Consider the following 24,980-nt stretch of genomic DNA (forward strand, 5'->3'; position numbering starts at 1 on the left):
ACTCCACGCTCTTTCTATGCGACAGGACGAATCTCATCAAGATAAACGACCTGCTCACACTTTGCGCCTTCACGCGCACTGGTCTGAATTTCCTTCGGAAAATCAAGCGTCAAACCGCCCGCGATATTGCCGTAGGCAACGTCTTCCATGCGGAGTTCCTTCACAATATTACGCAACCCCTTAGACAAGACAAGCGTCTGCATAGGGCTAAGGGTCAATACCGTACGGTCACAGCCCGTTCCATTTGTCAGGCTCAGTACAATCGAACCTGATGATGTATAGACCTCCCCGCTCAGATCAGAGAACGCCAAACAGAAATGATGATAATGTGACATAAATCCTCCATTCATAAAAACAGCACCACCCAACAAAGAGAACGGTGCTCATATCCTACTACGCCCGTGCCAAGCACTTTCGCAGAGGCGTGACATTATGTTCCCGTACCGCAATGCGCTGCGGCACAGGTAGGGCTAACAACTCTCCACCGATGCGCTCCAACTCTGTCGCACGCTCGTAGCTGTCTGCAAGTTTGCTCGCTGCCGTCACCGCATTGATAAGTCCATAACGGCTGTTATCCCCGCCCATAAAGAGCTGACGCAGGACATTACCGCGCTCATTCTGCGTGAGGAGGAAACGATCTGTCAGCTCCTCGACTGCCTGCACAGGATTATCCGCAAGCGGAATCTCCATCACTTCACGCATCTTGTCTACGGTCATATGGAATTTCGCAGCATCCACGGCACAGCGCACGGTGTCTTGCACCTTCATAAAGAATGCCTTATCATCCTGCGCCAGTGTTTCATCGGAGTAGAGTTCATAGGCGGCATCGTCCTCTACCGCGACCTGTCGCCCTACATGATACTTCTTTTGTGCGAAGTCCTTGACGATCAGCCCATTCTTACAGACAAGGCGATAGATCAGCGGCTCGACCTTCAGACTGCCAAGGCCGACCTCACTGTTGGACACGACAAAGCCTGCCTGCACAACATCGCCGACACCGACCTCGGCTTTCAGCTTCTTGTTGACGACCTTCAGATAGAGGTGCGATTCCGTGACCTCGCAGCTCATGATCGCTGCATCCTTCATCTCCTGAATGACAGGCAGCACAGCTGCGCAGAGTTCCAGATTGTCCAGCCGCCGATAGCGATCCGAGAGGAACGCCCGAACATTGCCGTCCAACACGCGAATCATGCGGCGTTCGGGCGACTGCCGAAACCAGCCATTGACGTTCTCGTCAAGGAGCGTCGGATATTCCTTCTGCATCTTCTGATAGTAGCGATAGGGAATTTGCAGACGTGTAGCGATCTGCTGATGGGCAGTCTCACCAATCGTATACTCCTGCGTGTCATCGCCAAGAGCGATGAGGAAACGACCGCCCAGAGCGGACGAATCCATCGCGAGCGACCGCGTATCTGAGATAAAATCCTTCCGCGCCTCGCGCTGACGTGTCAGCTCCTGCCCGAGTTCCTGTAATGTACGACCTTGCTTCATATTGTATACCTCCTATAAAGACAGAAAATCCCCCATAGCCGCATGGCTATGGGGGCAGAACGGTTTCGATTATGCGATTTGCAATTTATGACGGATTGTATTCCTTCGTGGTATTCCCCGTCACAATATAGTTGAGGATGGCATTTATGATCGGTTTTGCATCGTAGTAAGATGGTCTGGTGCCGAACGTCTCATACTCCCATCCGTTTGCTGTGCGCGTAAAGCGATACGTCAAGACACCAGTATGCTCACGCTCGAAGGTATAGGCAACGCCTCCGGCATTCCCGTCGAACCAACGTGAAGTTGTGTCAGCCATCACGCCGACGCCCTTGCCTTGATAGATGTAGATCGTAGCGGCATCTGCACTTGTCGGAGCAGCTGCAATCAGTGCACCCAGTAGCAAGGCAAACATGAAAGAGATTACCTTTTTTCCATAGAGCATTTCTTTCGCCTCCCAATAAATATTTTACGATGACTTAAATCGGGCTGAACCAGCTCAGGATACGATTTGCGACAAAATATTCGGGACCGTCCTGAAGACGAACCTTGCGCATGATATTTCCATATCCCATACGAAGGTATAGCCCATCACGCACCCCATCACCGTTATAGTTCTGCGCGTACCATGTTTTTGTTACGCCTGAGGAACTATTGCGTACTTGTGCATGACCCGCAATATACCACTGACCACCATTGCTATGGTCAAGGTATTCATAGTCCTTTCCGATGCTATCCAGATCGATATAGAACACATCCTTGACGTGTTCCCATCGCTCTGCATGAGTTGTATTGCTCATGCCAAACAGAGCAACTGTCATAATCACAGTCGCCATCAACACCTTAAACAACCCCATAACGAAACAGCTCCTTTCCCTAAGAACATTCAAACTCTCTATATATAGTATATCGTTGAAAACAAAAAGTTTATCACATTTTAATTTTTACACCTGGAGGTGGAGCAGAAATATAACGCTTTACAGCTTTTCCTTCTGCTTCGTCAGCATCTTCTTGATCGTGAATTTTTTTCAGACAAGATTTGCAATAGCGTTGCTTTCCGTATTGAGTCAGATCCTGCACAATGTCATCACATTTTTCACATGTATGTTCTTTGATTTTTCTCTTGTTTACCCATAGATACCTTTCTCCACGCTGAATAAATTCATAGGACGTCTCTGTCCAAAGATGTGCAGTGATTACTTCCATGATAGCTTTTTGTTGAGCCAAGTCTGTTGTTCCAAATACTTTGGCTACATCCTTCCCCTCAATAATATCGCAACCTTGGATATATTGTTGTTTCTTAGATAGAATCTCTTTGTTGAGATACAGCTTTACTGGAGTTTTTTCTTCTTTTTTTGTTCCATAATTACCATAATCCGCAAAGTCATTATTGTCTTCTTCTGGTTTTTCTATTTGTTCTAATTCTTTAATGAACACACGATCATTGCTCACCATTCCGTCCATATATTGTCTAAATGCTTCTTTTGCAACAGCGTCTGCCAAGGGCGCTATATCAGACCATTCACTGACTAGATTAAATTGAATATCATCTGCCACAAACCCCCGAGAATTTAGAGGTTCTGATATCGTTGCAGTTACTTTTTTTGCAAAGTCTTGTTGAACTGCTGTCCATCGCAATTTATCGTAGTAATAAAATTTCCCATTGTATTGAGTGAGTACGAGATTTCCTTTCTCAACTTCTTGATCTAATACTTTTACACCATATCTCCTCTCATGAACAGCCTCCAAAAGCCAGGATATAATATCTTCTGTTGGGGTTATTGCTCCTGCAAGCCATTGGCTAATAATGCCGTCTTCTTCAATTCTTCCCAATACGTTCTTTTTGATGTTCTCTGCCGCCATATCCCGCGCTAACATGACCACTGCAGCGGCATAAAGTAAGAGCGAGATAAATATATTTCCCGTATAGATTATTACTCCTACACAAATAATGGAGGGAATCGGAAAGCGCCATACAAGAACTCCAACTGCCAGGATGGCTCTGACAATCGCGCCTAAAACGCCTTTTGCTACTGTTAAAGCCAGACCTATAATTCCAACTACAACAACAATACCTACGATGATTAGAAGTATCGTCCCCATTTATATCCCGCTCTCTTTCAACTACTTTTTTTACTCATGGCTTGCAGCTTTGTACATTCTGCCTCATTGAGTGCATAGAACTGTTCACGTGACATAGCAGAGGAGTATATTTCCTCATAGGAAGCGTCAACATTGCACATCAATGGGCGAGTGGCGTAGATTTTGCAACGATTTGTTGTGAGATCAAGCCATTTGCATACGCCACTTGGAAGAGCCATTCCTTTTCCCCATATGGTCATTCCCACGCGTTTACAGCACTCGCCGCATTGTGTGCAATGAAACATGCTTCCTCCTCTACTCTATCGGTGAACTCTGCTCCTCAGACTTTTCCTCCTTTGGGGCATCAATATCGTATGATATTTTCTTCTTTTCAAAAAGCTCCTTGACGGCAGTTTCCTTCAGATACTTCATATCGCGCGGGGTAACGGACTTAACCTGTCTCCACTCTCCTTCGGCATCCTGATAGTACAGTGAGATTTCGAGTGAGAAAGTTTCTTTCGTAACATACGTGACCGTAAACTGACCGCCGCGATACATCCAGCCCGTCTCTTTGACTGTTTTCAGGATTTGCGCATCGATCTTCTTGGAATAAAGATGCACCATCTCATCCAAATCCATCTTGGTGAGTATGTCCATAATCGTACTGAAGATATTTTTCAGATCATTGATCGCATCCTGCAAACGATTATCCTGTCTGTCATCGTCCCGTGTTGGCATGAGATTCATCTCCTTTAGACTTCCAACCCCAGTGCTTCTTCCATTTCCTCCGTAATATCCGTTTCCTTTTTAATCCCCTTATTGCGGATAAACGGCGGAACTTCGCTTTCCGGGAGTTTTCTACTCGTGGTTTCTTCAACCCACTGCTCGTTTTCCTTATAGTACAGCTTGTGCGCTATTTTTATCAGGCGATCTGCACCTTCAATGATGAGATCCCCATAGATACGTGAGCCATGTGGAACGAGTTCTCTGACTTGCTTCCATGCGGCTTTCAGCTTCGGGATAAAATCGTGGAGCCAATTTACAATGTCATCCCAATTCGCGACGATCAACACGCCGCCGATCAAAACACCCAAACCAAGCAAAACTGGTAACATACAGCACTATCCTTTCAAATTTCTCTCTGCATTTGACTTCTTGCATATTCTTCCGAAACGACCCGTTTTGTGGTGACACCTGTTCTTGCCGCGTTGTCCTCCTTACTCGCCAATATACTGGCTGTGGCATCCTCAATATAACTTTGATCGACACAGCTCGCCCCGTTTCTGACCGCCTTAAACGCCGCCATCAAGACCGCTGTGGAGATGTCGCTCCCCGATAAGCCCTCGTATTTGCTTGCAAGTGCAGCAATATCAATATTATTCGGCATTTCCTCGGGGATATACATTTTCCAGAGCGTACGGCGACACTCTTCATCCGGCAGACTGAATTTGATATGTTTTGCAATCCGTCGCATGAAGGCTGGGTCAAAGTTCTCAATGAAATTCGTTGCAAAAATGATGAAATCCTCATGGTCGTTTAATATCATGAGCAGTACAGAGCGCGTTTGATTGACGCTGACATCGGTCGCGTTGCTCATATTGGTGACACGTCTGCTGAGGATGGCATCTGCTTCATCGAAGAACAGTATGCTGCCCGTTTCTTTTGCAACTTCAAATGCCTTGCGTATATTTTTCGGCGTTTCACCCACATATTTGGATTCTATGTCGGCATAGCTGACCGCCAGAATCTTCCTGCCCAAATATTTTGCAATGGCATGAGCAGCCATTGTCTTTCCCGTTCCGGGCGGACCATACAGGTTGATTCCCATGCGTTTTGAGTATTTATGTGTTTTACCAAGCCCCCACTGTTCAAATACGATCTTGCTGTTGCGTGCGTAGTCGGCAACATCCAAAATATCGTCCCTTACTCCTTGCGGAAGGATAATATCGCCCAGTTCATACTTTGGTTCTTCAGGGACAAAGTTTACGTTGGGCTGTTCCTTTTTCGGCTTTTCTGCTTTTGGCTCATCTGTGCTAGGTGTTGATAGAGCTTCATCGGGCAGCCGGTTTCCAATCCCCAAAATTGATGTCCCCCTTAATTCTCAAACTGCCTGTTGATGACCCAAGTGTGTGGCTTGTTGCCCTCTCTTCTGGGGCACTTGCCAGGCTGTGGACGCCCCGATGATACAAAGCGGAGTTCCTTTTTGCCACACTGACTGCACATGTACTCAATCCTCTTGATAGCCAATTTTATTCCCTCTTTCTAAAAATACATTGCATCTGGATGGATGATCTGCTTTGCCCGATCCACATCGCCTCCTTCATCATGGCTTATTCAGATTCAGAAGCCCACATTACATATCTTCCAGACTTCTGAATCCCCACATCTTTTTCTTCATATCACTGAACGTGGTCAATAGGGAGGGATCGATTTCCAGTCCCTCGGCAATGTCCAGAATCATCGATATGGATACATTTTCGTTGTATTTCCCATGCTCGATGCGGCTTAATGCACTTTGACTGATGTGTGCACGCTTTGCGAGCTCGACCTGTCCCATGCCATACAATGTTCGATAATAGGCAATTTTTGCGCCTATTTGTTTGAAAAATATATCTCTGCGAATGCCCAAAGACCGCCCTCCTTCCGTTAATCTCCTACCAATATTATAGAATGTTTTTCCTTCCACATCGAATATATAGACGCCTGTATAGGAATATAGCGACCTATATGATAATAAATTTGAAATGTTTACGGTAAAGATGAGTATGGATATTTCCATGTAGTTATTATGCAATATGAGCATATTGCTTATTTCCTTGCATAGAAAAATCCCCCATCATATCGATGAGGGATAAAGTGTTAGGGTGTGACAAAGTTCACCGCACCTGATAAAATATGGCTGTCCTGTTGTCCGTCCTGTCCTATGATAGCTTGTATCTGATTGCTGAGACAAGAAGAACGAGGGGCGAATAGGACAATAGAGATAGCTCATGGAGTACGTCATTTGCTATTTTAGGGATATGAAGCTTGGGCACATTTTGGGCACACGCTCCATAAAAACAGCTGGATTTAGCTGGGATTTACAGGGAATATCCATTGAAGAAAATGCCTATAAATCCAGTAATACCAAGGCTTCTTGGAAACTCCTGACAATAGCAAAAACGAGGGCTAGAAAACTCGAAATCAAGTGTGGTGATGAGCCACCGTGGGTTCGAATCCCACCCTCTCTGCCAGTAAATACAAGGCTTCCGAGCATTTTGCTTGGAAGCCTTTTTGTGTTCTATTTTTATTTTTGACAGCCTAGAGGTGTGCCAGATACTTGGACTGCTCGTCTTTTGCAATACTCAGCGCGTCCATCGCGGCTTCGGCGGAGATGCCCATGCGCTGGATCAGGCTCTTGATGTTCTTCAGGCGTTCCGTCTCCGTGGCATGTGCGGCTCCTTCCGCAACGCCTTCATTATAAAGCTCTTCCATTACCCTGCACATCGTGCTAACCCCCTTTTCGTCTTCTTTGAAAAAGCGCACGGCATTGGAGACCGTGCGCTTTTGTGTTCAAGAGACCTTAGTGCTTCTTGCGGAACTCCTGCATAAATGCGGCGAGCTTTTCGACGCCCGCGAGGGGCATGGCGTTGTAGATGGAGGCGCGCATGCCGCCGACGCTGCGGTGTCCCTTGATGCCGCCGAGACCCTGCTCTTTTGCGCCCGCGACGAAGTCTGCCTCAAGGCTTTCGCTCGGCAGGCGGAAGGTGACGTTCATGCGCGAGCGGCTGCCCTTTTCGGCGTGTCCACGATAGAAGCCGTCGGAGCTGTCGATGGCGTCGTAGAGGAGTGCCGCCTTTTTCGCGTTCGCTTCGCCCATTGCCGCGAGACCGCCGTGCTCCTTGATCCAGCGGACAGTCTTGCCGACGATGTAGATGGCAAAGACGGGCGGCGTGTTGTAGAGGGAGTCGTTCTTCTGGAAGGTGCTGTAGCGGAACATAGTCGGGAGCTCTGCGGGGCTGCTCTCGAGCAGTTTTTTCTTTGCGACGTTCAGCACGACGCCCGCAGGGCCGAGGTTTTTCTGCACGCCCGCATAGATGAAGTCATAGCTGCCGAAGTCCCACGGGCGTGAGAGGATGTCGGAGGACATGTCGGCAAAGAGGGGGACGGCGCCTGTCTCCGGCGTGTAGTGGTACTCTGTGCCGTAGATGGTGTTGTTGAGGCAGATGTGGAGGTAGGCGGCGCCGGGGGCGATGTTCAGCTCCTCCTGCGCGGGGACGCGGACGTAGTTCTCCTCCTTGGTCGAGGCGGCGACGGTGCCGACACCGAGTTTCACGGCCTCCTCGTATGCTTTCTGGGAGAACGAGCCGGAGAGGGCGTAGCTGCCGGGGTGCGACTCTGTGGCGAAGTTCAGCGGGATGAGCGCAAAGGTCTGGCTTGCGCCGCCTGCTGTGAAGACAACGTCGTAGTCGTCGCCAAGTCCCATGAGTTCGAGGATGTCCGCCTTTGCCGCCTGATGCACGGCGTCGTAGGCGGGCGCGCGGTGGCTGATCTCGAGGATGGACATGCCTGTGCCGTTAAAGTTCAGCAGTTCCGTCTGTACCTCTTTGAGGACGTCCTCGGGGAGGACGGCGGGGCCGGGGTTGAAGTTATAGATGCGGTCTTTCATATCTGTCTCCCTCTGTGTTCTTTCCATTGTTTGCCATGTGGGGAATTTTGAAGTAGATTTTCCTTGCTCGTTCAAAGCGCCCCTTCCACCGCAAGCGGTCCCCCTCCCCCGCCCTGACGGGGGAGGCTTTGGGGCTTATCCTCTAGGTTGACTTTTCTCCATCGCCCTCCGTCCGCGTCATGCGGATCTGGGCGACGCGCGCGCGATCCATGTGCAGCACCTCGAAGGTGAAGTCGTCCCATGTGCAGGTCTCGCCCGCCTTCGGAATGCGCCCGAACTGTGCGGTGACGAAGCCGCCAAGGGTGTGAAAGTGGTCGTGATCCTCGTCGGGCAGCGCGTCGATGCCGAACTCCTCTTTGAATTCGTCGATGGGGAAGAGCCCGTCAAAGACCCAGTTCGCCGTCTCCTCCGCACCCATGCGCGTGCTGGCGGGGGCGTCGTCATCCGCGCTGCCGATGATCTCCTCCATGATGTCGCCCATGGTGATAAATCCGACAACACCGCCGTATTCGTCGAGGACGACCGCCTCGTGGATCGCGCCTGTGCGGAACTTCTCGAGGACGCGCAGTCCCTCCATGGTGCGCGGGACGAAGAGTGGCTTGCGGATGTAGGCGGCGAGATCGATCTCCGCGCCGTCGAGCGCCGCGTCGAGGAGTTCCTTGGCGTAGATGACGCCGCGAAAATCGTCGAGGTTCTCGTAGGCGACGGGGAAGACCTCGTGCTCTGCCGCGCGGATGACGCGCAGCTGCTCTGCGCGGCTCTCGGCGAGGTCGATCCACGCGATCTGCGTGCGCGGGGTCATGAGGGCGGAGGCGGTCTGATCGCTCATGTGGAAGATGCGGTCGACCATGTCCTGCTCCGCCTTTTCAAAGGTGCCGTCCTCCGTGCCCTGCTCCATGAGATCCTTGACGGCATCCTCCGTGGCGGAGGCGCGGTTCTCGGGGTTGATGCCGACGATGAGGAGGAGTCCGCGCGAGACGGAGACGAGCGCCGCGCTCGGCAGTGCCGTGAGGCGTGTGATGAGGCGGATGGAGCGGTGGCTGCGCATGAGGATGCCCTCGGGATCCTGCTGTGCGACCTGCTTCGGCAGGAAGTCGCCAAAGAGCAGCGTGAGCGCAGTCATGACGAGGATGCTGAGGACGAGCGCGGCGAGGTAGACCTCCATGCCGGGGAGCAGGTGCTCGAGGAATCTGCCGAAGGTCGGCAGGGCAAGGAGTCCGATGCCGAGTCCCATGAGGAGGCTTGTGCAGGTGACGCCCGCCTGCGCCATGGCGATGGGGCGCGCGGCGTGCTCGAGGAGGGCGAGTGCATGTGCGGCATCCTCGTCACCGCCCTCGGCGAGGCGCTCAAGGCGTCCGCGATGGGAGGCGGTGAGTGCAGTCTCGACCTGCGCGAAGTAGGCATTCGCAGAGAGGCAGATGAGGAGCAGGATGAGTGCAATGAGGTCGGATAGGGAACTGTCCAAGGATGTATGCAGCTCCTTTCAATAAATGAGGCAGATGGGGTTATACGAACATTATTGTAGCACAGACGCGGCGAAATGTCATTTGTCCACCACAATATCGGTTAGTCCGAAATACTGCATTGCGCCGTCCCGTGTGACGCCGTTGTCCCAGTCCTCGTAGTAGACGTGACGGAGGGCGCGGTTCGTGCGTTCGATGCGCGGGAAATGGACGACGGTTTCGCCGCGCGCACGCGCCTCCTCGATCGCTGCAATGCGCTCCGCATCGGCAACGCCCATCTCGTGCGTGATGAGGAGCGCAGCCGTGCCCGTATAGGCAAAGAGGAGGAGTGCCGCCGCTGCGATTGTCCGCCGCGCCGCCCCGTTGAGCAGTCTGCGGAGAGATGGATCGGCGAGGAGGGCGAGCGCCGCCGTGACGAACATCGCGGCAGAGCTGAAGGTCGCACGTCCCGGGAAGGTCGGCGCGGCGAGCATGACGAGGTTGTTGCAGACACCGAGCGCCATGAGCAGCACAGCATAGCGCAGCGTGGGCGAGGAGCGGAGCACCTCACGCACGGGGACGCGCTCTGCCGCCGCATGGATTGCAGCGCGCGTCAGCCCAAGCTGCTGCTTGAGCCGCGCGTAGAAGAGGAGGATGGCGCACCAGTAGATCGCCATCTCCTCGAAGCCGTTCATGAGATTCGTAAAGAGGTGGATCGTCTTCTGCCTCGTCTGTCCGAGCGGGGTCAGCACGCCGCTGATGACGGCGTCACGGATGCCCGCTGCGACCCACCCACCCGTGAAATACGAGAGTACGAGGAGGGCGAGTGCGGCGGCGAGCACGATAGTTCCTGCCCCCGTGCGCTCGGTGGGAGCAGCATCCATGTGCGCCTCAGCACGGCGATAGAGCCGCCACGCGGTCAGGATGAGCAGCAGAACGGGCAGGAGGTAGAGTACCATTTCGCCCTGTCCCGCGAACTGATTGCCGATGTGCGCGAGGATGCCCTTGTCCGCACCTTGCACATCGTAGCGCACATAGTTCCCGGGTGCGGAGACCAGTCCAACGAGACCGAGGAGCGCGCCGAGCGCGCCCGCAATCATCCACGGCGGGAGATATGCATAGCGTCGCCATGCGTAGAGGGAAGCACCACACGCGAGCAGGACGACGGTCACGGCAAGATTTTCGATCGACCAGCCCGCACAGATGCCGAGCAGGAACATCGGGAGAATTGCCCACACGCGCCGCTGCGCCGCACCCTTTGGCATTTCTTTCAGCGCGAGATTGTACGGCAGGAGAAAGAGGAAGGCGGGCACTGCCGACCAGAGATAGACGGTCGAGCCGCTCTTCCAGACGGCGACCTCGCCGAAATGCGGCAGTGCGAGCCAGAGCATGAGCGCCGCCGACACGAGGAGCCCCGGCGCATGGCGGATTTCCGCCCTCCGCAGGGCGTGCATCGTCACGAGCGCGGCGAGTGCGAGGAACATGAGGGCGTTCGCCGCATCGAAGGCGGGCTTTCCCAACCAGAGGAAGAGATCCAGACAGATGACCGTCATCATGCGCCCCCCGTGCAGGAGGTAGTGCTGCATGGCGGAGGTGAGCACATCAGAGAATGCGCCGACGTGAACGCCTGTGCCCCAGATCAGCGAATAGTCGTAGTCGTCGCGATGGATCGGCATAAAGTGATTGAGTGCGAGCATGAAGGCGAAGATTGCACCTGCGGCAAGTATGGTCTGTATGATGTCCTTTTTTTCGATTCCCTTTGTCTTTTGTGCGCTCATTCCCTTGTTTCCCGGCACTGCTTTACCTCCCTGCGCAGCTTGCTGTAGTCGAATTTCTCCCCGTCCCGCTCGTCGATCAGATAGGTCGGGCGCTGTTTGCTCTCCGTAAAGACGCGCCCGAGGTACTCGCCGATGATGCCAAGCGAGAGGAGCTGCACCCCGCCGAGGAAGAGCAGCACCGTCATGAGGGTCGGATAGCCCGCGACGGGGTCGCCGTAGAGCAGCGCGTTCACGAGGACGACGAGCATGTAGCCGATGGCAAGCGTCGAGACGAGGAGCCCGAGCACCGTCGTCAGGCGCAGCGGCGCCGTTGTAAAGGACGTGATGCCCTCAATGGCGAGTGAGAGCAGCGCGGGATAGCTCCACGTCGTCCGCCCCGCCGCGCGCGGCTGTACCTGAAAGGGGAGCTCCTTTTTCTTGAAACCCACCCATGTAAAGAGCCCCTTCGTAAAGCGCTGATTCTCGCGCAGGAGGCGCAGCGCCGCCACGCAGCGGTGATCGAGCAGGCGGAAATCGCCCACGTCGCGCTGCAGTGTGAAGCGGCTGACCGCCTGCATCGAGCGGTAGAAGAGGTTCGCCATCGTGCGCTTGAGGAATGCCTCGTCCGCGCGATCCGTGCGCCTCCCGCACACGTCGTCGTAACCTGCGCGCCATTGCACGACCATCTCGGGGATGAGGGCGGGCGGGTGTTGCAGGTCGGCGTCCATGAGGATGACCGCATCGCCGTCTGCGTAGTCGAGTCCTGCCATCATCGCGGGCTCCTTGCCGAAATTGCGCGTGAAGCTGATGTAGCGGACGTTCGCGTGCGCCTCGGCGAGCGCGCGGATGACGCGCAGGGTATCATCGCGGCTGCCGTCGTCGATAAAGAGGTAGGTAAATGCCGCGTCCGCGATGCCTGCGGTCGCCGCCTCCACCTCCGTATAGAAGTGCTCCACTACCTCTGCTTCGTTGTAGCAGGGCACAATGATTGTGATTTTGTCCATAGTTCTTCCTTAATATACCCGTGGGCACGCCACGCAAACGCTTAGTTACGCAAGCGGTCGCGTTCTCGTTCGCCTAAATACCTGCGAACTTCTTAAACGCGCTGCGCTTGAACGAAAGAAATCCGCAGGGGGCGAGTCGAACGCTTTTCTCCGCTTGCTTCACTAGGGTTTGCTTAGGCGCATCCCACGGATGAATCCGCAAACGCCTCAAAATTGACCGCCTCCGCCCCCGCTGCCGCAAGTGCATCGCGCACGGCGGGTGCGCAGACGGCGGCAAGTTCCGCCTCGAAGTCGTGCTCCCAGAGGCAGTCGCGGACGAGCACGGCATTGGATGTGCCGGGATGGAGCATAACCTCGGTCACGCCGTTCCCGAGCTGCGCCGCAATCTGCGTGAGTGTCGCCGTATCGACCGCCTCGCCCGCAACAATCCCTGCAAAGTGTTCGGGGACGCGGATACCGCGCGCCTTTGCCTTTGCCGCCGCGCGATGTGCGAGGACGGAGAGCCCCGCCCGCCCGATGAGCTGCCCGATGCCGCCGAAATTCCCTGCAAAGAGGGGGGCGCGCGGCGCGCGCATCGCGGGGATCTGCGCCTCACTGCACAGATCGAGAACGATGTCGATAACGCCCGGCAGGACGTGCATATGCTGATGACTGTCCGCGTGCGTCGGATGAATGCCCGCCGCCTCCACGCGCCGCAGCTGCGCCGCAAGCTCCGCACGCACCTCCGCGAGATTCACGCTGCCGCGCAGGACACGCACGGTCAGCGCCGTGTGATCGTCGAGGAAGACCCCCGCCTCTGTGACGAGCGTGGGAATCTCTGAGGGGGGCAGGACGGGATTGCCGTTCACGAGTGTCAGATGGATGCCGACACCGAGCGCGGGCGTACGCCGCGCGAGCGCCGCCGCGTCGTCGAATGCCGCGCCGCCGGGCATGATGGTCGCCGAGCGCAGGATGCCGTCGTGTACGCCGCGTTCCACGGCGCGGTTGATGAGCGTGTGCCGACCGAAATCGTCGGCGTTCAGAATGATTTGCTTCAAGTCGTTTTCCTCATGTCATTTTATGGAGGCATGTTTTCCACTGATGTCCCACGCGAACACTTAGGGACATCAGCATACAAACCAACAGATTCTCATATCATACCTCATTTCGTTAATATTTTCGACAAAAAATATGAAATCACCTTTTCTAGATAGGTCTTTTGTAGTAAAATACTGTAGAACACCTATCAGTTGAAAAGGAGTATTCCATGATCGTTGAAATCATCAGCGTGGGCACGGAGCTGCTCATGGGCAGCATTGTGAACACGAATGCACAGCATATCGCGCGGCATCTTGCACATATGGGGCTGGACGCCTACTATCAGACCGTTGTCGGCGACAATTCCGAGCGCCTCAGAGCCGCACTCGACATTGCCTACACACGCGCGGACTGCGTTATCACGACGGGCGGACTCGGCCCCACGAAGGACGATCTGACGAAGGAGATGCTGATCTCCTATTTCGGCGCCGCACCCGTGGAGGACGCGGAGGCGCTGCGCCGACTCGAGGCGCGTGCGGCAAAGCGCGGCATCGCACTCACGGAGAGCATGCGCAAGCAGGCGACCGTGCCCTCGGGTGCAATCGTGCTGCAGAACGACCACGGCACTGCCCCCGGCGTCATCATTGAGAAGGACGGGCGCGCGTGCATCATGCTGCCCGGCCCGCCAAAGGAAATGAAGCCGATGTTTGAGACGGCATGCAATGTCTTCCTGCGCGGAAAGAGCGACAAGGTCTTCGTCTCAATGAATGTGAAGCTCTATTCGATGGCGGAAAAGGGGCTGCCCGTCGGGGAATCGCCCGTTGCCGACCGCCTTGGAAGCCTCGTCGACGGGGAAAATCCCTCCGTTGCGACCTACGCAAAGGAGGACGGCTGCCTCGTGCGCGTCACGGCGGCAGCTCCCACGGTGGAGGAGGCGCGTACACTGCTTGCGTCGACACTTGCCGCCGCACGCGAGGCGATCGGTGAGGAATACATTCGATCGGTGGAAGAGGACTGAATGCGGATGGGGATGGTCAGGCGGAGCGCAGGGGCGCTGCTCGCCGTTATACTATTGCTTGCTGTCGTGCCCACAGGGGCGGCAGCAAAGGATACACCGCGCCATAGCGCACAGACAATCGGAAAGGCGGAGCGTGCGATGCAGGAGATCACGGCACAGGCGGCGCGCGAGACGGCGACCGCCGAGACGCAGGACACGCGTATTTCCTCCGTCATGCTGCGTTGGGAGCCGTACCCTGCGGCGGTGCGCTACGCCGTGCGCGTTCTGCGCGGCAGCGCGGGTGCGCCGAAGAAAACAGTTGCGACGATGGAGTACGTCTATACGACGGGGCTGCATCTGCCGCTCATGACGTACGGCGCGGCGGACGATCTCTACTGGACGGTGCAGCCGCTCGGCTACGATGGCACACCGCTCGCTGCGGCATCGGAGCCACGCCCCGTGCGCGGGGAGGCGGCAGATCCCGATGCGCCCGTGCTGACGACGGAGTATGCGGCGATGCCGTATGCGCCGCTCTATCCTGTCTACTCGTGGGTTCCGCTCGCGGGGCAGCAGGTGCATGAGGTCGAGGTCTACCGCCGCGAGGCGGATCGTGATCGCTACGTGCATACGTTGCGCGGGGGCGAGTACGATGTCTACGACGATATGCCGTTCACCGTGCCGGGCACGTACGTCTACCGCGTGCGCGGCATAACGGAGTCGGGCACGCCGATCTCGAACTGGTCGGCATACGGATCGTTCACCGTTGCGGAGCGCACGCCGATTGCGGCGCTCGGCGACAGCATTACGCATGGCGGCGGCGCGATCACCGTACCGCCCTCGTATCAGCTCTACGATTGGGAGTCGTACTGCACCGTGCCCGTGAAAAACCTCGGGCGCAGCGGCGACACAACCGAGGACATGCTCGCGCGCTTTGAGCGCGATGTGCTGCCGTTTTCCCCGCGCGTCCTCGTCATCATGGGCGGTGTGAACGACTACCGCGTCGGCATCTACGGCGCGGAGACGGTGCGCAACCTCGCGGCGCTGCGTGAGAAATGCAGGGCGCACGGCATCACGCCGATCTTCCTGACGGCGACGCCGATCCGCCCCGCGCTCATGACTGAGCGCATGACGGTCACCACGCCGCCATCGGATTGGTGGGCGCACCGCGACTATGTGAACAAATGGGTCATGCAGCAGGAGTACAGCATCGATGTTGCGACCGTGCTCTCGGACGCGGCGGGCGAGCTCGAGGCGGCGTATACGACGGACGGACTGCACCCCGACCTCATGGGGAAGAAATACATTGGGCAGACCGTGGACAGCTATCTGCGTACGCATTTCGCCTTTGCTTCGGCTGAGGCGGAGCGGCGGGCGCGGATGCTGAGGAATATGGAGAAATGACCGTCTTGCGGCAGAAACGCCCCTATCGACGCGCTGCGCGCCATAGGCTGCTCTTTGGGCGCCCCTATCGGCTCGCAAGCTCGCCACTTACTGACCTGTCCGAGAAGCAAGCCCGAAGGGCGCAGCTGAGCGGGTAACAGGTCGTATGGGAAAACCTCCCAAGAACACAAGCCGAAAGGCGAAGTGTGATTGGAAGAGGTTGACCGCTCCCCCGTTTCGACGGGGGAAGCTAATATGCCGTTATCCCAAGCCTCCCCTGCGAGAGCGGGGGAGGGGGACCGCGGAGCGGTGGAAGGGGCGAAAAGTGTGCCTATCGTATGAGGTGAGCAGCTTCATAAATGGATGACAAACAAAGGAGGGAATCCTATGACACAACGTCTGCGCCTTGGTGCGCTCGTGCTCCTCGTGGCGGCGCTCATCGGCGGCGCGTACACGGGCTACTGCTATCACCGCGACCGCACGCCCGAGGCGGCGCTGCACGCGATTGCGCGCGCGGTGACAACCGAGGATCGGAAACTCTTTGACGAATACGTCGACGAGGACGCTGTGCTCGCCGCGATGCATGAGGAGGCGACCGCGCTCCTCGCGGACAACATTGCAGCACTCCATGAACGGCATCCTTCCGACTGGTTTTTCCGCCACGATACGGCATTTATGTATGACTACATGGCGGAGCGGCGCGCGTCGGACATCGCCTTTACGCGCCTTTTGCTGGACTACTACTTCGACGCGGAGCGTGTGCCCGTGACGAAGGAGGACGGCAATGCGCGCTGGGGCTCGGACGAGGTGCGCGCCTTTGCCGCACACTATACGGCGAGCATTGAGCCGCCCGTGATTGCGGGCGACCGCGCCTCAGTGAACGTGATTGTGCGCGGCAACGACAGTGACTATGGGAGGCTTCTGCCCGAGGGCTCCGTGACGATGGAGCTCGTGCGGCAGAAAGACGGGCGTTGGAAGCTCGTCGGGATGCATACGGATACCGCGCGCACGAACGGCCTCTATGCGTTTGTCGACGCGGCAGAGAGGTATTGGGAATTGCAGGGTTGGGACTAACGTAGGAAAAAGGAGAGAAGAATATGAAGTACGAGTTTACCGATGATTATTTGACGGGGATTCCCTCGATCGACGAGGAGCACGGGCGGCTCTTTGAGCTGACGAACGAGTGCTATGAGCTGGTGATGGACGATGCGGCGGTCGATCGCTTTGACCGCATCGTCGCCCTGCTCGAGGAGTTGCGGACGTATGCGGCGACGCATTTCGCGCACGAGGAAGAGTATATGGAGCGCATCCAATACGAGCGACGCTTCAGCGAGCGCTATCAGCACCTGCGCTTCATTCAGAAACTCAGTGAGATCGACCTCGACGCCATCGACGAGAACCAGCAGGAATACCTGCTCAAGATTCTTGACTTCCTCGCGCGCTGGCTCTGCGGTCACATCAAGATCATGGACTGCCGCATTCCGAGGGAGGAGGACATCGCCGCACAGGCGGCTGCTGCCGCCGCAGAGGAAAGCCCCGCAGAGACGGCAGCACAGGAGAAACCTGCGGCAGAGACGGTGACATCGGAAACTGTGCCGGCGGAAGCGCCGCAGTCCTCTGCAGAAGCGGAGACGGCAGAGCAGGAGGAGGCGGAGAAAGCTCCCGCCGCAAAGGAGAAAAAGCCCGCTGCGAAGGCAAAGAAGACCAAGAAAAAGTAAGCGGGGCTGACGCAGGGGAAGGAAACGGGGAATTGGGAAAGCGAGACCGATCAAAATGAAATACGAGTTTACCGATGATTATCTGACGGGAATTGCGTCTGTGGACGCGCAGCACAGCAAGCTATTCGACCTTACGAACGAGTGTTATGAGCTCGTGATGCAGAGCGCATCGGAGGACAAATACGACAAGATCGTTGCGATACTGGAGGAGCTTGCTGCCTATGCGGGCACGCACTTTGCGCACGAGGAGGCGTATGCGGAGAGCGTCGGCGACCCGCACCGCTTCAGTCACCGCGCGCTGCACCTGCGCTTTATGAAGAAGGTCGGCGAGATCGACCTCGCCGCAGTCGATGAGAACCAGCAGGAGTATCTGCTGAACATCCTCGACTTCCTCGCGCGCTGGCTCTACGATCACATCAAGGGACGCGACTGCAAGCTCCCGCATAAATCGACGTAAGCCGCACAAAAACACCCCGCAATGAGCAGTTGCGGGGTGTTTTTGCTGTGTATTATATTTTAGGAGAGCTCCGGGAACCATATCCTTTCGGCAGGTTATGGTCTTCAGGAAGCACTGATAAATTCAGCACCGCCATCTTGACGCATCTTTTTTGCCCGCACTTCGTCGGCAAATCCTCCACATAGCCCTTGCTATGCGTCCGGTTTGCCTCCTAGTTCGGAGGAAAAAATCTACGCCAATCTGACGGACTTCATTCTATCAGCGATTCCTTAAACGAAAGCCTGTAGATAATATAGCATACGAGAGAATGAAATTCAATAGCGAAGAAGAAAATACTTTGATAAAGATTTTACATACAAACGATAAAAGTAAATTATTTTTGGATAAAAACAAGAAAAATAGGAAGAAAGGACTATGTTCAAGGGGTAAAATTTTTTCTATAATAAATGTGGACAAAGGAAATGTCTTCCAACAGGCTGTGCGAAGGAAGCGCGCAGCCGAAAAATACTCATAAGGAAATGAGGTGGCTGTAATGGCAGTCATATCAATCGCATCGGTGCTGGACGATCCGGCAAAACGGATTCCGATCAATGCAATGGTGCGTGCGGCAGCAGTCTATCCCGCGAAGGACGATGGTCTGATTGAGGGAATGCGCGCGCAGCGGCTCGCGTACCGTGAGCAGATTCGGCAGCTGCACCGCATGGACAGTGAGGCGTACAAGCTCGATATCGAGGGTCTGACACGTTCGCTGCGCTCGTTGGAGGAGGACATCCACAGCGACGCGACGCGTGAGCTGTTTGGCGATCCGTACGTGGTCGAACTGCAGGGCGTGCGTCCCACGATGGATGCCGAGGCGGCGTCGGCGTAGTTCCGCACGCAGAGGAAATCATTGAACAATCGAATACTACTGCAAAGAAAAACCGCAGGGCTCTGAGTCGGTGGAATGACCGATCAGAGTTCCGTGCGGTTTTTTTGTGCTGTGATGGATGTTGTGAAATGGAGCTGCTCTCCGAAGTCATTTTGACTTATCCAACAGCGCCTTTGTTATGCTTTTGTTCGTGTTGCGCGCCCAAAGCGCCCCTACCACCGCTCACGCGGTCCCCCTCCCCCGTGCGACGGGGGAGGCTTTACATTACGGTATATTAGCCTCCCCCGCCGAAGCGGGGGAGGTGGCACGCCGCAGGCGTGACGGTAGGGGTGCTCCGAGAGCAGGCCTCGTTATCGGTTCAGCCCTTCGTCTTGATCTGCTCCAATATAAACGGATCTTTGATCTTGCCGTCCTCGGCAAAGAGGACGATCTTGGACATGATCTCCGCCGTCTTCGGATCCTCGTCGAGGAACGGGAGGAAGAGGCGCCCGCGGTGCTGGCTGTGGACGGGCAGGACGTTTATCATTGCGCCCGCCTTCTGCTGCACGACACCGCTGCCGAGGTGGACGGTATAGTCGCCGAGCGTTCCGTGGATATGCGCGTGCGTGCCCTCAAGACGGACGTTGTCGAGCTTAAAGAGCGGCAGGTTGAACGCGACAATGGCGCGGCGCATCTCGATGGTCGAGTGGCTCGCCTCGGGGTCGACGCCGCCGACGTGCGCGACGGAGACGACGAGGTCGACATCGCGCATGACCTCGGTGAAGATGAGGTCGGGCACATCGTCGATCGGCAGTTTCTTGAACGTCTTGCGGTCGAAGAAATCCACCCATTCGAGCGTCGGTGCTTCGATGTCGGCGGGTGAGAACCAGTCAGCGAGCGCGTAGATACGCGCGATGATGTTCGCCTTGTAATAGACGCGTTGCAGTCCGTCCGTGCCGTCGACAACCCATCGGCGCGTCTTGAGCAGCGCGACGGTCTTTGCGGGCTGGATCTGATGCCCCGCATAGCGCAGGCTCGTCTCCTTGCCGCGTTCGTCCGCTGTCTTGACGTAGAGTTCGCGGAATACCTGCTTGAACGGCTGACGGATGCCCTTTTCAAAGAGATCTGCCTGATATGCCGCCCATGTGCCGCTCTCATAGAGATCGAGCGCGTGGGCGATTTTCACTTCCGCATCCGCCGCGACTTCTGTGCGTGTGCCGTCGGGCGTGACGAGTGCGCCGTCCTCGTAGAAGCCGAGCGCCGTACCGCATTTGAATACGAGTGTCTTTAGGAGCGGCGCAATCACGGGGTTGTGCTCCATGACGTTTGCGATCTCATGAGCGAGGAGCGGCGTGCCGTCCTCCATCATCTCCTCGAGCATCTTTCGCGTACGGCGGTACTGCTCCTTCAGATTCTGCTCCGCTTCCTTCAGTTCGAGCACGTAGGCATTCTTCTTCAGCTTTGCGGGGATGGATTTCAGCGCTTTGCCGCCCTTGGTGCAGGAGAGGGAGACGGCACCGTCCTCTGCGACGGAGAGGCATAGCTCCGTACCCTCGATCTCCTTTGGCGCAAAGTGCGCGGCGTGCGCCTTGATGAGCTCTGTCTCCGCTGTCCAGACGAGTCGCGTCACATCGTCAAAGCCGCAGGCACGCGCGAGGTTCGAGAGGGCGATCTCGACCGCCTTTGCCTCGCTCGCACGGCGTTGTGCGCCGAACTGCCTGCTCTCCTTGAGGAAGTTCTGCAGGAATGTGTAGCGTGCGAGCATATCCTTCTCCCGCGCACGTTTCAGCGGGATCAGCCCGCAGCACAGGACGAGATCCTTGTTGCGCTTCGCCGCGATCTCCTTCTCCACGTCTGCGAGTTTCATCATGCCGCGCACGGCATCGGAAAACTTGCGTGCGCGTGCGTGCTTCGCACCGTCGGAGATGTATTTCGCGGCATCATAGAGACACTCGAAATGTGCCTTGCCGAGTTCCTTGTACGCTGCGTTGAACCAATCGATGTCGAACGCGCCCTCTTTCAGATCCTCGATGGCGATCGGCGTGTACTTTGCGATTGTGCTCTCGCGATCCTTCGGAATGTCGCTCGTATGTGCTTGGAAGTAATAGCAGCCGCTCGCCATACCGCGCCAGCCGAGATGCTCCTCGATGAGCGGGATCCACTGCGGGGCATACATAGCGACTTCGATGAGCCGCTGCTCCGTGATGCCGCTTCCCGCAAGCGCCGCCTTTAGGTCTGCTGCCGTCTCGCCCGCACGCGGGTGGGAGACTTTCAGCAGGTGGCTGAGGGTCGATGCCTTTGCCTCGTTCGATCCGTAGTACCAACTGCCGCGGTCGAGTTTTAGAGCACCGAGCGCCTGCAGGATGCGTACAAGCGTCGGGATGCCCTCAACGCGGAGGATGCTGCGCACGGCGGCAGAGTGGCGTGCGGGCGTGTCGCCGCGCCGCAGTTCTGCTGTGACGATGCAGTCAATGACCTGCTGCCCCTCCTCTTTGACAAAGGAGAGCGCGTCCTCCGTCTGTGCCCACCCGTATTCGGGCTTGCTTGGGTTTGGCAGTTTGCCGCTGCGATAGCGTTCGAGTACCTGCACGCGATTCGTTTCCACAGCTTTTTGTTTGCGTGCGGCATCCGCGCTCATGCCGTCCGCCTGCGTGCCGAGGAGCATTTTGTAGAACGCGTCCTTCTCCACCATGCCGAGGATATGTGCCTGTGCGTGCTCGATCATGCCCGTCATGCCCGACTCAGGCTCCTGCTCCGTGCGCAGCAGATGCGCCTCGAGGCGTTCCATCATGCGGTACCGCAGGGCATAGGACTGCGCGAACTCCGCCGCGTCCGCGTAGCACTCCGCACCGTGCAGAGCGGTCTGCATGAGCGCGGTATGGTGCATGATCTGGCGCGTGTTCCCTGTGCGCCACTGGTTTTTGTACTCCACGAGAAAGAGGTTTTCGTCAAAGCAGTCGTAGGCACGGCTCATCAGCAGCAGCCCTGCGGCAAAGACGAATGGGCGGTTCTCCTCCGCATATGTCTCATAGAGCACGCGAATGACATTTTTCCCCGTCTGCCGTCCGACGTAACCCTCGCCGAAGTAGCTCAGTTTCTGCGCGGCGAGGGCGGCGGGGAACGCCGTCCAGTCCCGCTCAGTTATGCGCGTCAGACCTTCGGTAAAGAATGCGTCCTCCGCCTTCGGCATACGGATTGCAATGGCGAGCTGATAAAGAGTTGGGAAGTCCTTGATTTCGCTCCGGTAGAACTCCTCCCAGACCTCGGCAAGCGGATAGTATTTGATATGATCGGGCGTGTCTTTCACGTGTTCCGCGTCTGCGCGTTCGTAATAGCCCACCGAAAGCGTCGTCTCCTCTCTGCCGATCCAGCGGCTCTTGTACTCGTAGTCCTCGTGCTGCGTATAGAGTGCGTTCAGTTTCGTGACGATGGCAAGCAGCTCCTCGTCCGTGCGCGGGAATATGTCGGCAAGTGTCACTGTGTTGACAACGCGGACGGTATTTGCCGCCGCATCGTAGCCGCCCACCGATGCGCCTTCTTTCGCGCCCGTCAGACGGCTCACCAGACTGCGGATGCCGCCCTTTTTCTCCGCATACTGAACCGCGATGGCAAAGTCCGGCGTGTATGCCGCATCGTACAGCTCCTGCTCCTGTGCGTCCGCACCCGCGCTGCTCGACAGCTCGTCGATCAACACCTGCTCGTCCGAGGTGGGCGTTTGGATGCCGCGTGCGAGGGAGAGCAGCTCCTCCTGTGCGATGCGCCCGTCCGCCTTGCAGCGCAGGAGGAGATCAAGTGCGCCGAGGCGTTTGTTCACGTCCTTCTGTGCGAGGAGGTCTGCCATCGTCTCGCGCAGCGACGTATCCTCCTGCGTGTAGAGGAGGTCGAGCACCATGCGGCGCGTCGTTGCGGTCTTTAGGCGCAGCAGGGCGGCGATCTCTGTGCGGTGGCGCGTCACGAATTCCGTAGCCGGCACGGTCGCCGTATCTTTTTTGAGGAGGATTGCTTCCGCCGTCTCGGGGGCGAGGCGCAGCAGGTCGAGGAGCGATGCCTCCTGTGCCGCACTCAGCGGTGTCTTGAGGAAGAGCCGCGCAGCGCGCTGTCCCGTGTAGCAGACGGGGAGGATGGGGGCGACGCGATCCGTCAGCGCAGTGCCGGCGCAGAGGGCGGCGAGCACCATCGCATTGGACAGTGCTTCCTTCGTCAGTGTCACATCGTACCACGGGAAGATGCACGCGGGGTACTTCTCCTCCTTGCGCTTCATCCCGGCGTGGGCACGCGCACAGAGATCGAAGAAACGCGTGGCTTCCTCTGCGTCCGCGAAATATGTCTGTGCGTCGAATTCCTTGACGAAGTCGTCGAGATCCCGCAGGATGTAGAAATCGCCCGTCACATAGGACAGATAGCAGGCGATTTTCTTCATGTCCGCTGCACTGAGCTCCGCATCCGTGATGCCAAGGAGGACGCTCTTTGCAATGCGCCGCTCCTGCGCACCGTCCTGCAGGGCGTGCAGGAAGTACGAGACGAGCAGGACGGAGTGCGGCCGTCCCTCCGCGATGATCGCCTCCATGCCGCCGATGAGCTGCGTGAGGTCATGCACGCCCTTGCTCCACAGCCCAACCATCGCCTCGACATTGTCCTCACTGTGAAGGAGTGTGTCCGCCTCGGCAGGGGTGCGCAGCACGCGCATCATGAGCGCGAGGAGCTTCTTGTCCACGCGCTCGCTGTCCGTGCCGATGCCGATGGTCGTCGCGATGGCGCGGCGCACGGACGAGAAGCGGATGAGGTTGTGCTCCTCGATCAGCCCCATGATATAGACGAAGTGCTCCTGCCGCCCGCAGTCCATCGTCTCACAGATCGCCTGCCGCAGACCCTCCTGCAGTTTCCCCGCGAGCAGGAGCTTGCCGACGAGCTCCACGAGTTCGGTACTGCGCGACTTGAAGATGGCGCGGAAAATATCGTAGGTGAGCACGTTCGTATTGTTCTCACTGAGGAGCATGTCGCGGATGATGGAGATGGTCTCCGCATCCCCGCGGTCGATCCATACGGCGATCTGCTCGGGCGGGAGGAAGCTGCTGCCGTACCGCTCCACATCGTACTCTCTGCGCAGGAGCTGCAGGAAGTTCTTCCCTAAGGCGTATTCGCGCACAAGCTGCTCGACCAGATTCCAAATGCGGCCGACGTGCTGATGGTAGTCGCGTGAGCGGACGAGACGTCGGTAGTAGCGGTTCGTGTAGGGATAGGCGGCGAGGCTGTGCGCCATATCGACGAGATCCCTGCGCAGCTCCTCGCCCACCATCAGGTCAAAGGCGGGATAGAGCGCGGGCGGCAGTACATCATCATCGACCGTGCAGACCACGTCCTTCTTGTTGCGGCGGAAGTTTTCCACGGCGACATTCCAGTCGTAGTCGGGATTGCCCTTTTCGTCCGTACGGAAAAAGAGAAAATTCAGCAGCTTTTGGCTCTGCGGGTTCAGTGCGTCAAACCCTGCCTTCAGCCGCTCGACATAGCGTGTCATTTCCTCATCGCGCAGATAGTAACTGATCATCGTATTCCTCCTCGCTCCTTACCACATACGTCCCGCCAGCATCGTCAGCCGGACAAAGGTGATTTCATCGTTCTCCGCAAGCGCGACGGGCGCGGCGAGATCAGACGCCGGCTCCTCTCCGTTGATGAAGATCCGATAGATGCCGTCCAGATAGCACTGGCGTGCGTTCTCGATCGCGGCGTCGAGATCCTGCACCCGCCCGTTGTAGTCCGCGCCGAACGCGATCTTTCCCGCGACGGCGGCGTCCGCAATCTCCGCATTCGTCAGATATGCGAGCGCCGTCTCGCCCGCCGCCGCCCGTGCGTTGAAGCGTGCGACCTCCGCCGTGACGAACGCTGCAATCAGCGCGCCGACATCACGCACCTCCCCAATCTCATAGGGGCGCGCCTCGATGGCGTTCTTTCGCTTGCCGATGCGCTTTACATTGACCCGTACCTGCATACTGTACTCTGCTCCTTACTTTAGGAAGCACTGATAAATTCAGCACCGCCATCTTAACGCATCTTTTTTGCCCGCACTTCGTCGGCAAATCCTCCACAGAGCACCACTCTGCGTCCGGTTTGCCTCCTAGTTCGGACGAAAAAATCTGCGCCAATCT

General features: G+C 56.8%; 24 protein-coding genes and 2 pseudogenes. 7 read left to right on the top strand and 19 right to left on the bottom strand.

The window, feature by feature from the left end; genetic code table 11:
- Nucleotides 1-14 precede the first annotated feature (14 nt).
- From AXF19_RS14275 to AXF19_RS14285, 10 genes are all read right to left on the bottom strand, one after another.
- Complete coding sequence (locus AXF19_RS14275; RefSeq protein WP_157092484.1) at nt 15-335, bottom strand: hypothetical protein; 321 nt, start codon at nt 333-335, stop codon at nt 15-17.
- 58 nt (nt 336-393) lie between these two features.
- Nucleotides 394-1,491, bottom strand: a complete 1,098-nt coding sequence (locus AXF19_RS04685; RefSeq protein ID WP_066845682.1) for a DUF932 domain-containing protein — start codon at nt 1,489-1,491, stop codon at nt 394-396.
- 85 nt (nt 1,492-1,576) lie between these two features.
- Nucleotides 1,577-1,903 (bottom strand): hypothetical protein, encoded by a 327-nt coding sequence (locus AXF19_RS04690; protein WP_237141695.1) that lies wholly within the window; start codon nt 1,901-1,903, stop codon nt 1,577-1,579.
- 64 nt (nt 1,904-1,967) lie between these two features.
- A complete protein-coding gene (locus tag AXF19_RS04695) occupies nt 1,968-2,345 on the bottom strand; it encodes a hypothetical protein (protein ID WP_066845692.1) in 378 nt (125 codons plus the stop codon).
- Nucleotides 2,346-2,418: 73 nt separating this feature from the next.
- Nucleotides 2,419-3,591 carry a hypothetical protein gene (locus AXF19_RS04700; RefSeq protein ID WP_066845694.1) on the bottom strand — a complete coding sequence of 391 codons (1,173 nt, stop codon included), beginning with the start codon at nt 3,589-3,591 and terminating at the stop codon, nt 2,419-2,421.
- Between the two features lie 17 nt (nt 3,592-3,608).
- The gene (locus AXF19_RS15995; protein WP_157092485.1) at nt 3,609-3,875 is read right to left on the bottom strand and encodes a YkgJ family cysteine cluster protein; all 267 of its coding nucleotides are present in this window, start codon (nt 3,873-3,875) and stop codon (nt 3,609-3,611) included.
- A 10-nt stretch (nt 3,876-3,885) separates the two neighbouring features.
- Complete coding sequence (locus tag AXF19_RS04705) at nt 3,886-4,308, bottom strand: hypothetical protein (RefSeq protein ID WP_066845697.1); 423 nt, start codon at nt 4,306-4,308, stop codon at nt 3,886-3,888.
- Between the two features lie 14 nt (nt 4,309-4,322).
- Nucleotides 4,323-4,685 (bottom strand): hypothetical protein, encoded by a 363-nt coding sequence (locus AXF19_RS04710; protein WP_066845701.1) that lies wholly within the window; start codon nt 4,683-4,685, stop codon nt 4,323-4,325.
- A 14-nt stretch (nt 4,686-4,699) separates the two neighbouring features.
- Nucleotides 4,700-5,650 (bottom strand): ATP-binding protein, encoded by a 951-nt coding sequence (locus tag AXF19_RS04715; RefSeq protein ID WP_066845703.1) that lies wholly within the window; start codon nt 5,648-5,650, stop codon nt 4,700-4,702.
- A gap of 273 nt (nt 5,651-5,923) precedes the next feature.
- Nucleotides 5,924-6,199 carry a helix-turn-helix domain-containing protein gene (locus tag AXF19_RS14285; RefSeq protein WP_066850055.1) on the bottom strand — a complete coding sequence of 92 codons (276 nt, stop codon included), beginning with the start codon at nt 6,197-6,199 and terminating at the stop codon, nt 5,924-5,926.
- A gap of 361 nt (nt 6,200-6,560) precedes the next feature.
- Here AXF19_RS14285 and AXF19_RS14290 point away from each other — a divergent pair, with 361 nt between their 5' ends.
- Entirely contained in the window at nt 6,561-6,866 is a 306-nt protein-coding gene (locus AXF19_RS14290) for a hypothetical protein (protein ID WP_157092486.1), read from the top strand.
- A gap of 4 nt (nt 6,867-6,870) precedes the next feature.
- Here the strand turns inward: AXF19_RS14290 and AXF19_RS14295 are convergent, their stop codons facing one another.
- The 6 genes from AXF19_RS14295 to AXF19_RS04745 form a co-directional block, all read right to left on the bottom strand.
- Nucleotides 6,871-7,044 (bottom strand): hypothetical protein, encoded by a 174-nt coding sequence (locus AXF19_RS14295; protein WP_216634981.1) that lies wholly within the window; start codon nt 7,042-7,044, stop codon nt 6,871-6,873.
- 88 nt (nt 7,045-7,132) lie between these two features.
- Nucleotides 7,133-8,218 carry a 3-phosphoserine/phosphohydroxythreonine transaminase gene (serC, locus tag AXF19_RS04725; protein ID WP_066845705.1) on the bottom strand — a complete coding sequence of 362 codons (1,086 nt, stop codon included), beginning with the start codon at nt 8,216-8,218 and terminating at the stop codon, nt 7,133-7,135.
- A 142-nt stretch (nt 8,219-8,360) separates the two neighbouring features.
- The gene (locus tag AXF19_RS04730) at nt 8,361-9,683 is read right to left on the bottom strand and encodes a hemolysin family protein (protein WP_066845713.1); all 1,323 of its coding nucleotides are present in this window, start codon (nt 9,681-9,683) and stop codon (nt 8,361-8,363) included.
- A 78-nt stretch (nt 9,684-9,761) separates the two neighbouring features.
- Nucleotides 9,762-11,438, bottom strand: a complete 1,677-nt coding sequence (locus tag AXF19_RS04735) for a DUF3329 domain-containing protein (protein ID WP_066850058.1) — start codon at nt 11,436-11,438, stop codon at nt 9,762-9,764.
- Complete coding sequence (locus AXF19_RS04740; protein WP_066845715.1) at nt 11,435-12,421, bottom strand: glycosyltransferase family 2 protein; 987 nt, start codon at nt 12,419-12,421, stop codon at nt 11,435-11,437. The genes AXF19_RS04735 and AXF19_RS04740 overlap by 4 nt, the downstream gene beginning before the upstream one ends.
- Nucleotides 12,422-12,594: 173 nt before the next feature.
- On the bottom strand, nt 12,595-13,458 hold the full coding sequence (locus AXF19_RS04745) for a ChbG/HpnK family deacetylase (RefSeq protein ID WP_066845728.1): 864 nt from the start codon (nt 13,456-13,458) through the stop codon (nt 12,595-12,597).
- A 209-nt stretch (nt 13,459-13,667) separates the two neighbouring features.
- On the opposite strand from AXF19_RS04745, the gene AXF19_RS04750 reads away from it, so the two are divergent.
- From AXF19_RS04750 to AXF19_RS04770, 5 genes and pseudogenes are all read left to right on the top strand, one after another.
- Nucleotides 13,668-14,456 (top strand): molybdopterin-binding protein, encoded by a 789-nt coding sequence (locus tag AXF19_RS04750; protein ID WP_066845748.1) that lies wholly within the window; start codon nt 13,668-13,670, stop codon nt 14,454-14,456.
- On the top strand, nt 14,457-15,836 hold the full coding sequence (locus AXF19_RS04755) for an SGNH/GDSL hydrolase family protein (protein ID WP_066845760.1): 1,380 nt from the start codon (nt 14,457-14,459) through the stop codon (nt 15,834-15,836).
- 366 nt (nt 15,837-16,202) lie between these two features.
- On the top strand, nt 16,203-16,889 hold the full coding sequence (locus AXF19_RS04760) for a hypothetical protein (RefSeq protein ID WP_066845762.1): 687 nt from the start codon (nt 16,203-16,205) through the stop codon (nt 16,887-16,889).
- A gap of 23 nt (nt 16,890-16,912) precedes the next feature.
- Nucleotides 16,913-17,308, top strand: a pseudogene (locus AXF19_RS04765) (bacteriohemerythrin); the annotation flags it as partial.
- A 280-nt stretch (nt 17,309-17,588) separates the two neighbouring features.
- Entirely contained in the window at nt 17,589-17,990 is a 402-nt protein-coding gene (locus AXF19_RS04770; protein WP_066845765.1) for a bacteriohemerythrin, read from the top strand.
- Between the two features lie 106 nt (nt 17,991-18,096).
- On the opposite strand, the pseudogene AXF19_RS15170 reads toward AXF19_RS04770, so the two are convergent.
- A pseudogene (locus AXF19_RS15170) lies at nt 18,097-18,201 on the bottom strand (secretion protein HlyD); the annotation flags it as partial.
- A 321-nt stretch (nt 18,202-18,522) separates the two neighbouring features.
- Here AXF19_RS15170 and AXF19_RS04775 point away from each other — a divergent pair.
- Nucleotides 18,523-18,858 (top strand): hypothetical protein, encoded by a 336-nt coding sequence (locus AXF19_RS04775; protein WP_066845768.1) that lies wholly within the window; start codon nt 18,523-18,525, stop codon nt 18,856-18,858.
- 358 nt (nt 18,859-19,216) lie between these two features.
- On the opposite strand, the gene AXF19_RS04780 is transcribed toward AXF19_RS04775, so the two are convergent.
- Nucleotides 19,217-24,382, bottom strand: a complete 5,166-nt coding sequence (locus AXF19_RS04780; RefSeq protein WP_066845770.1) for a DUF4132 domain-containing protein — start codon at nt 24,380-24,382, stop codon at nt 19,217-19,219.
- Between the two features lie 18 nt (nt 24,383-24,400).
- Nucleotides 24,401-24,823, bottom strand: coding sequence for a hypothetical protein (locus AXF19_RS04785; protein WP_066845773.1), 423 nt, complete (start codon nt 24,821-24,823; stop codon nt 24,401-24,403).
- Nucleotides 24,824-24,980: the final 157 nt, after the last annotated feature.

This window comes from Selenomonas sp. oral taxon 126 (genome assembly GCF_001683335.1).
Classification (GTDB): Bacteria; Bacillota; Negativicutes; order Selenomonadales; family Selenomonadaceae; genus Centipeda.

Bases quoted from the DNA above. Each gene is read 5' to 3' on its own strand.
- AXF19_RS14275 (WP_157092484.1), bottom strand. From the start codon at position 335: ATGTCACATTATCATCATTTCTGTTTGGCGTTCTCTGATCTGAGCGGG.
- AXF19_RS04685 (WP_066845682.1), bottom strand. From the start codon at position 1,491: ATGAAGCAAGGTCGTACATTACAGGAACTCGGGCAGGAGCTGACACGT.
- AXF19_RS04690 (WP_237141695.1), bottom strand. From the start codon at position 1,903: ATGTTTGCCTTGCTACTGGGTGCACTGATTGCAGCTGCTCCGACAAGT.
- AXF19_RS04695 (WP_066845692.1), bottom strand. From the start codon at position 2,345: ATGGGGTTGTTTAAGGTGTTGATGGCGACTGTGATTATGACAGTTGCT.
- AXF19_RS04700 (WP_066845694.1), bottom strand. From the start codon at position 3,591: ATGGGGACGATACTTCTAATCATCGTAGGTATTGTTGTTGTAGTTGGA.
- AXF19_RS15995 (WP_157092485.1), bottom strand. From the start codon at position 3,875: ATGTTTCATTGCACACAATGCGGCGAGTGCTGTAAACGCGTGGGAATG.
- AXF19_RS04705 (WP_066845697.1), bottom strand. From the start codon at position 4,308: ATGCCAACACGGGACGATGACAGACAGGATAATCGTTTGCAGGATGCG.
- AXF19_RS04710 (WP_066845701.1), bottom strand. From the start codon at position 4,685: ATGTTACCAGTTTTGCTTGGTTTGGGTGTTTTGATCGGCGGCGTGTTG.
- AXF19_RS14290 (WP_157092486.1), top strand. From the start codon at position 6,561: ATGGAGTACGTCATTTGCTATTTTAGGGATATGAAGCTTGGGCACATT.
- AXF19_RS14295 (WP_216634981.1), bottom strand. From the start codon at position 7,044: ATGGAAGAGCTTTATAATGAAGGCGTTGCGGAAGGAGCCGCACATGCC.
- serC (WP_066845705.1), bottom strand. From the start codon at position 8,218: ATGAAAGACCGCATCTATAACTTCAACCCCGGCCCCGCCGTCCTCCCC.
- AXF19_RS04735 (WP_066850058.1), bottom strand. From the start codon at position 11,438: ATGAGCGCACAAAAGACAAAGGGAATCGAAAAAAAGGACATCATACAG.
- AXF19_RS04740 (WP_066845715.1), bottom strand. From the start codon at position 12,421: ATGGACAAAATCACAATCATTGTGCCCTGCTACAACGAAGCAGAGGTA.
- AXF19_RS04750 (WP_066845748.1), top strand. From the start codon at position 13,668: ATGATCGTTGAAATCATCAGCGTGGGCACGGAGCTGCTCATGGGCAGC.
- AXF19_RS04755 (WP_066845760.1), top strand. From the start codon at position 14,457: ATGCGGATGGGGATGGTCAGGCGGAGCGCAGGGGCGCTGCTCGCCGTT.
- AXF19_RS04760 (WP_066845762.1), top strand. From the start codon at position 16,203: ATGACACAACGTCTGCGCCTTGGTGCGCTCGTGCTCCTCGTGGCGGCG.
- AXF19_RS04770 (WP_066845765.1), top strand. From the start codon at position 17,589: ATGAAATACGAGTTTACCGATGATTATCTGACGGGAATTGCGTCTGTG.
- AXF19_RS04775 (WP_066845768.1), top strand. From the start codon at position 18,523: ATGGCAGTCATATCAATCGCATCGGTGCTGGACGATCCGGCAAAACGG.
- AXF19_RS04780 (WP_066845770.1), bottom strand. From the start codon at position 24,382: ATGATCAGTTACTATCTGCGCGATGAGGAAATGACACGCTATGTCGAG.
- AXF19_RS04785 (WP_066845773.1), bottom strand. From the start codon at position 24,823: ATGCAGGTACGGGTCAATGTAAAGCGCATCGGCAAGCGAAAGAACGCC.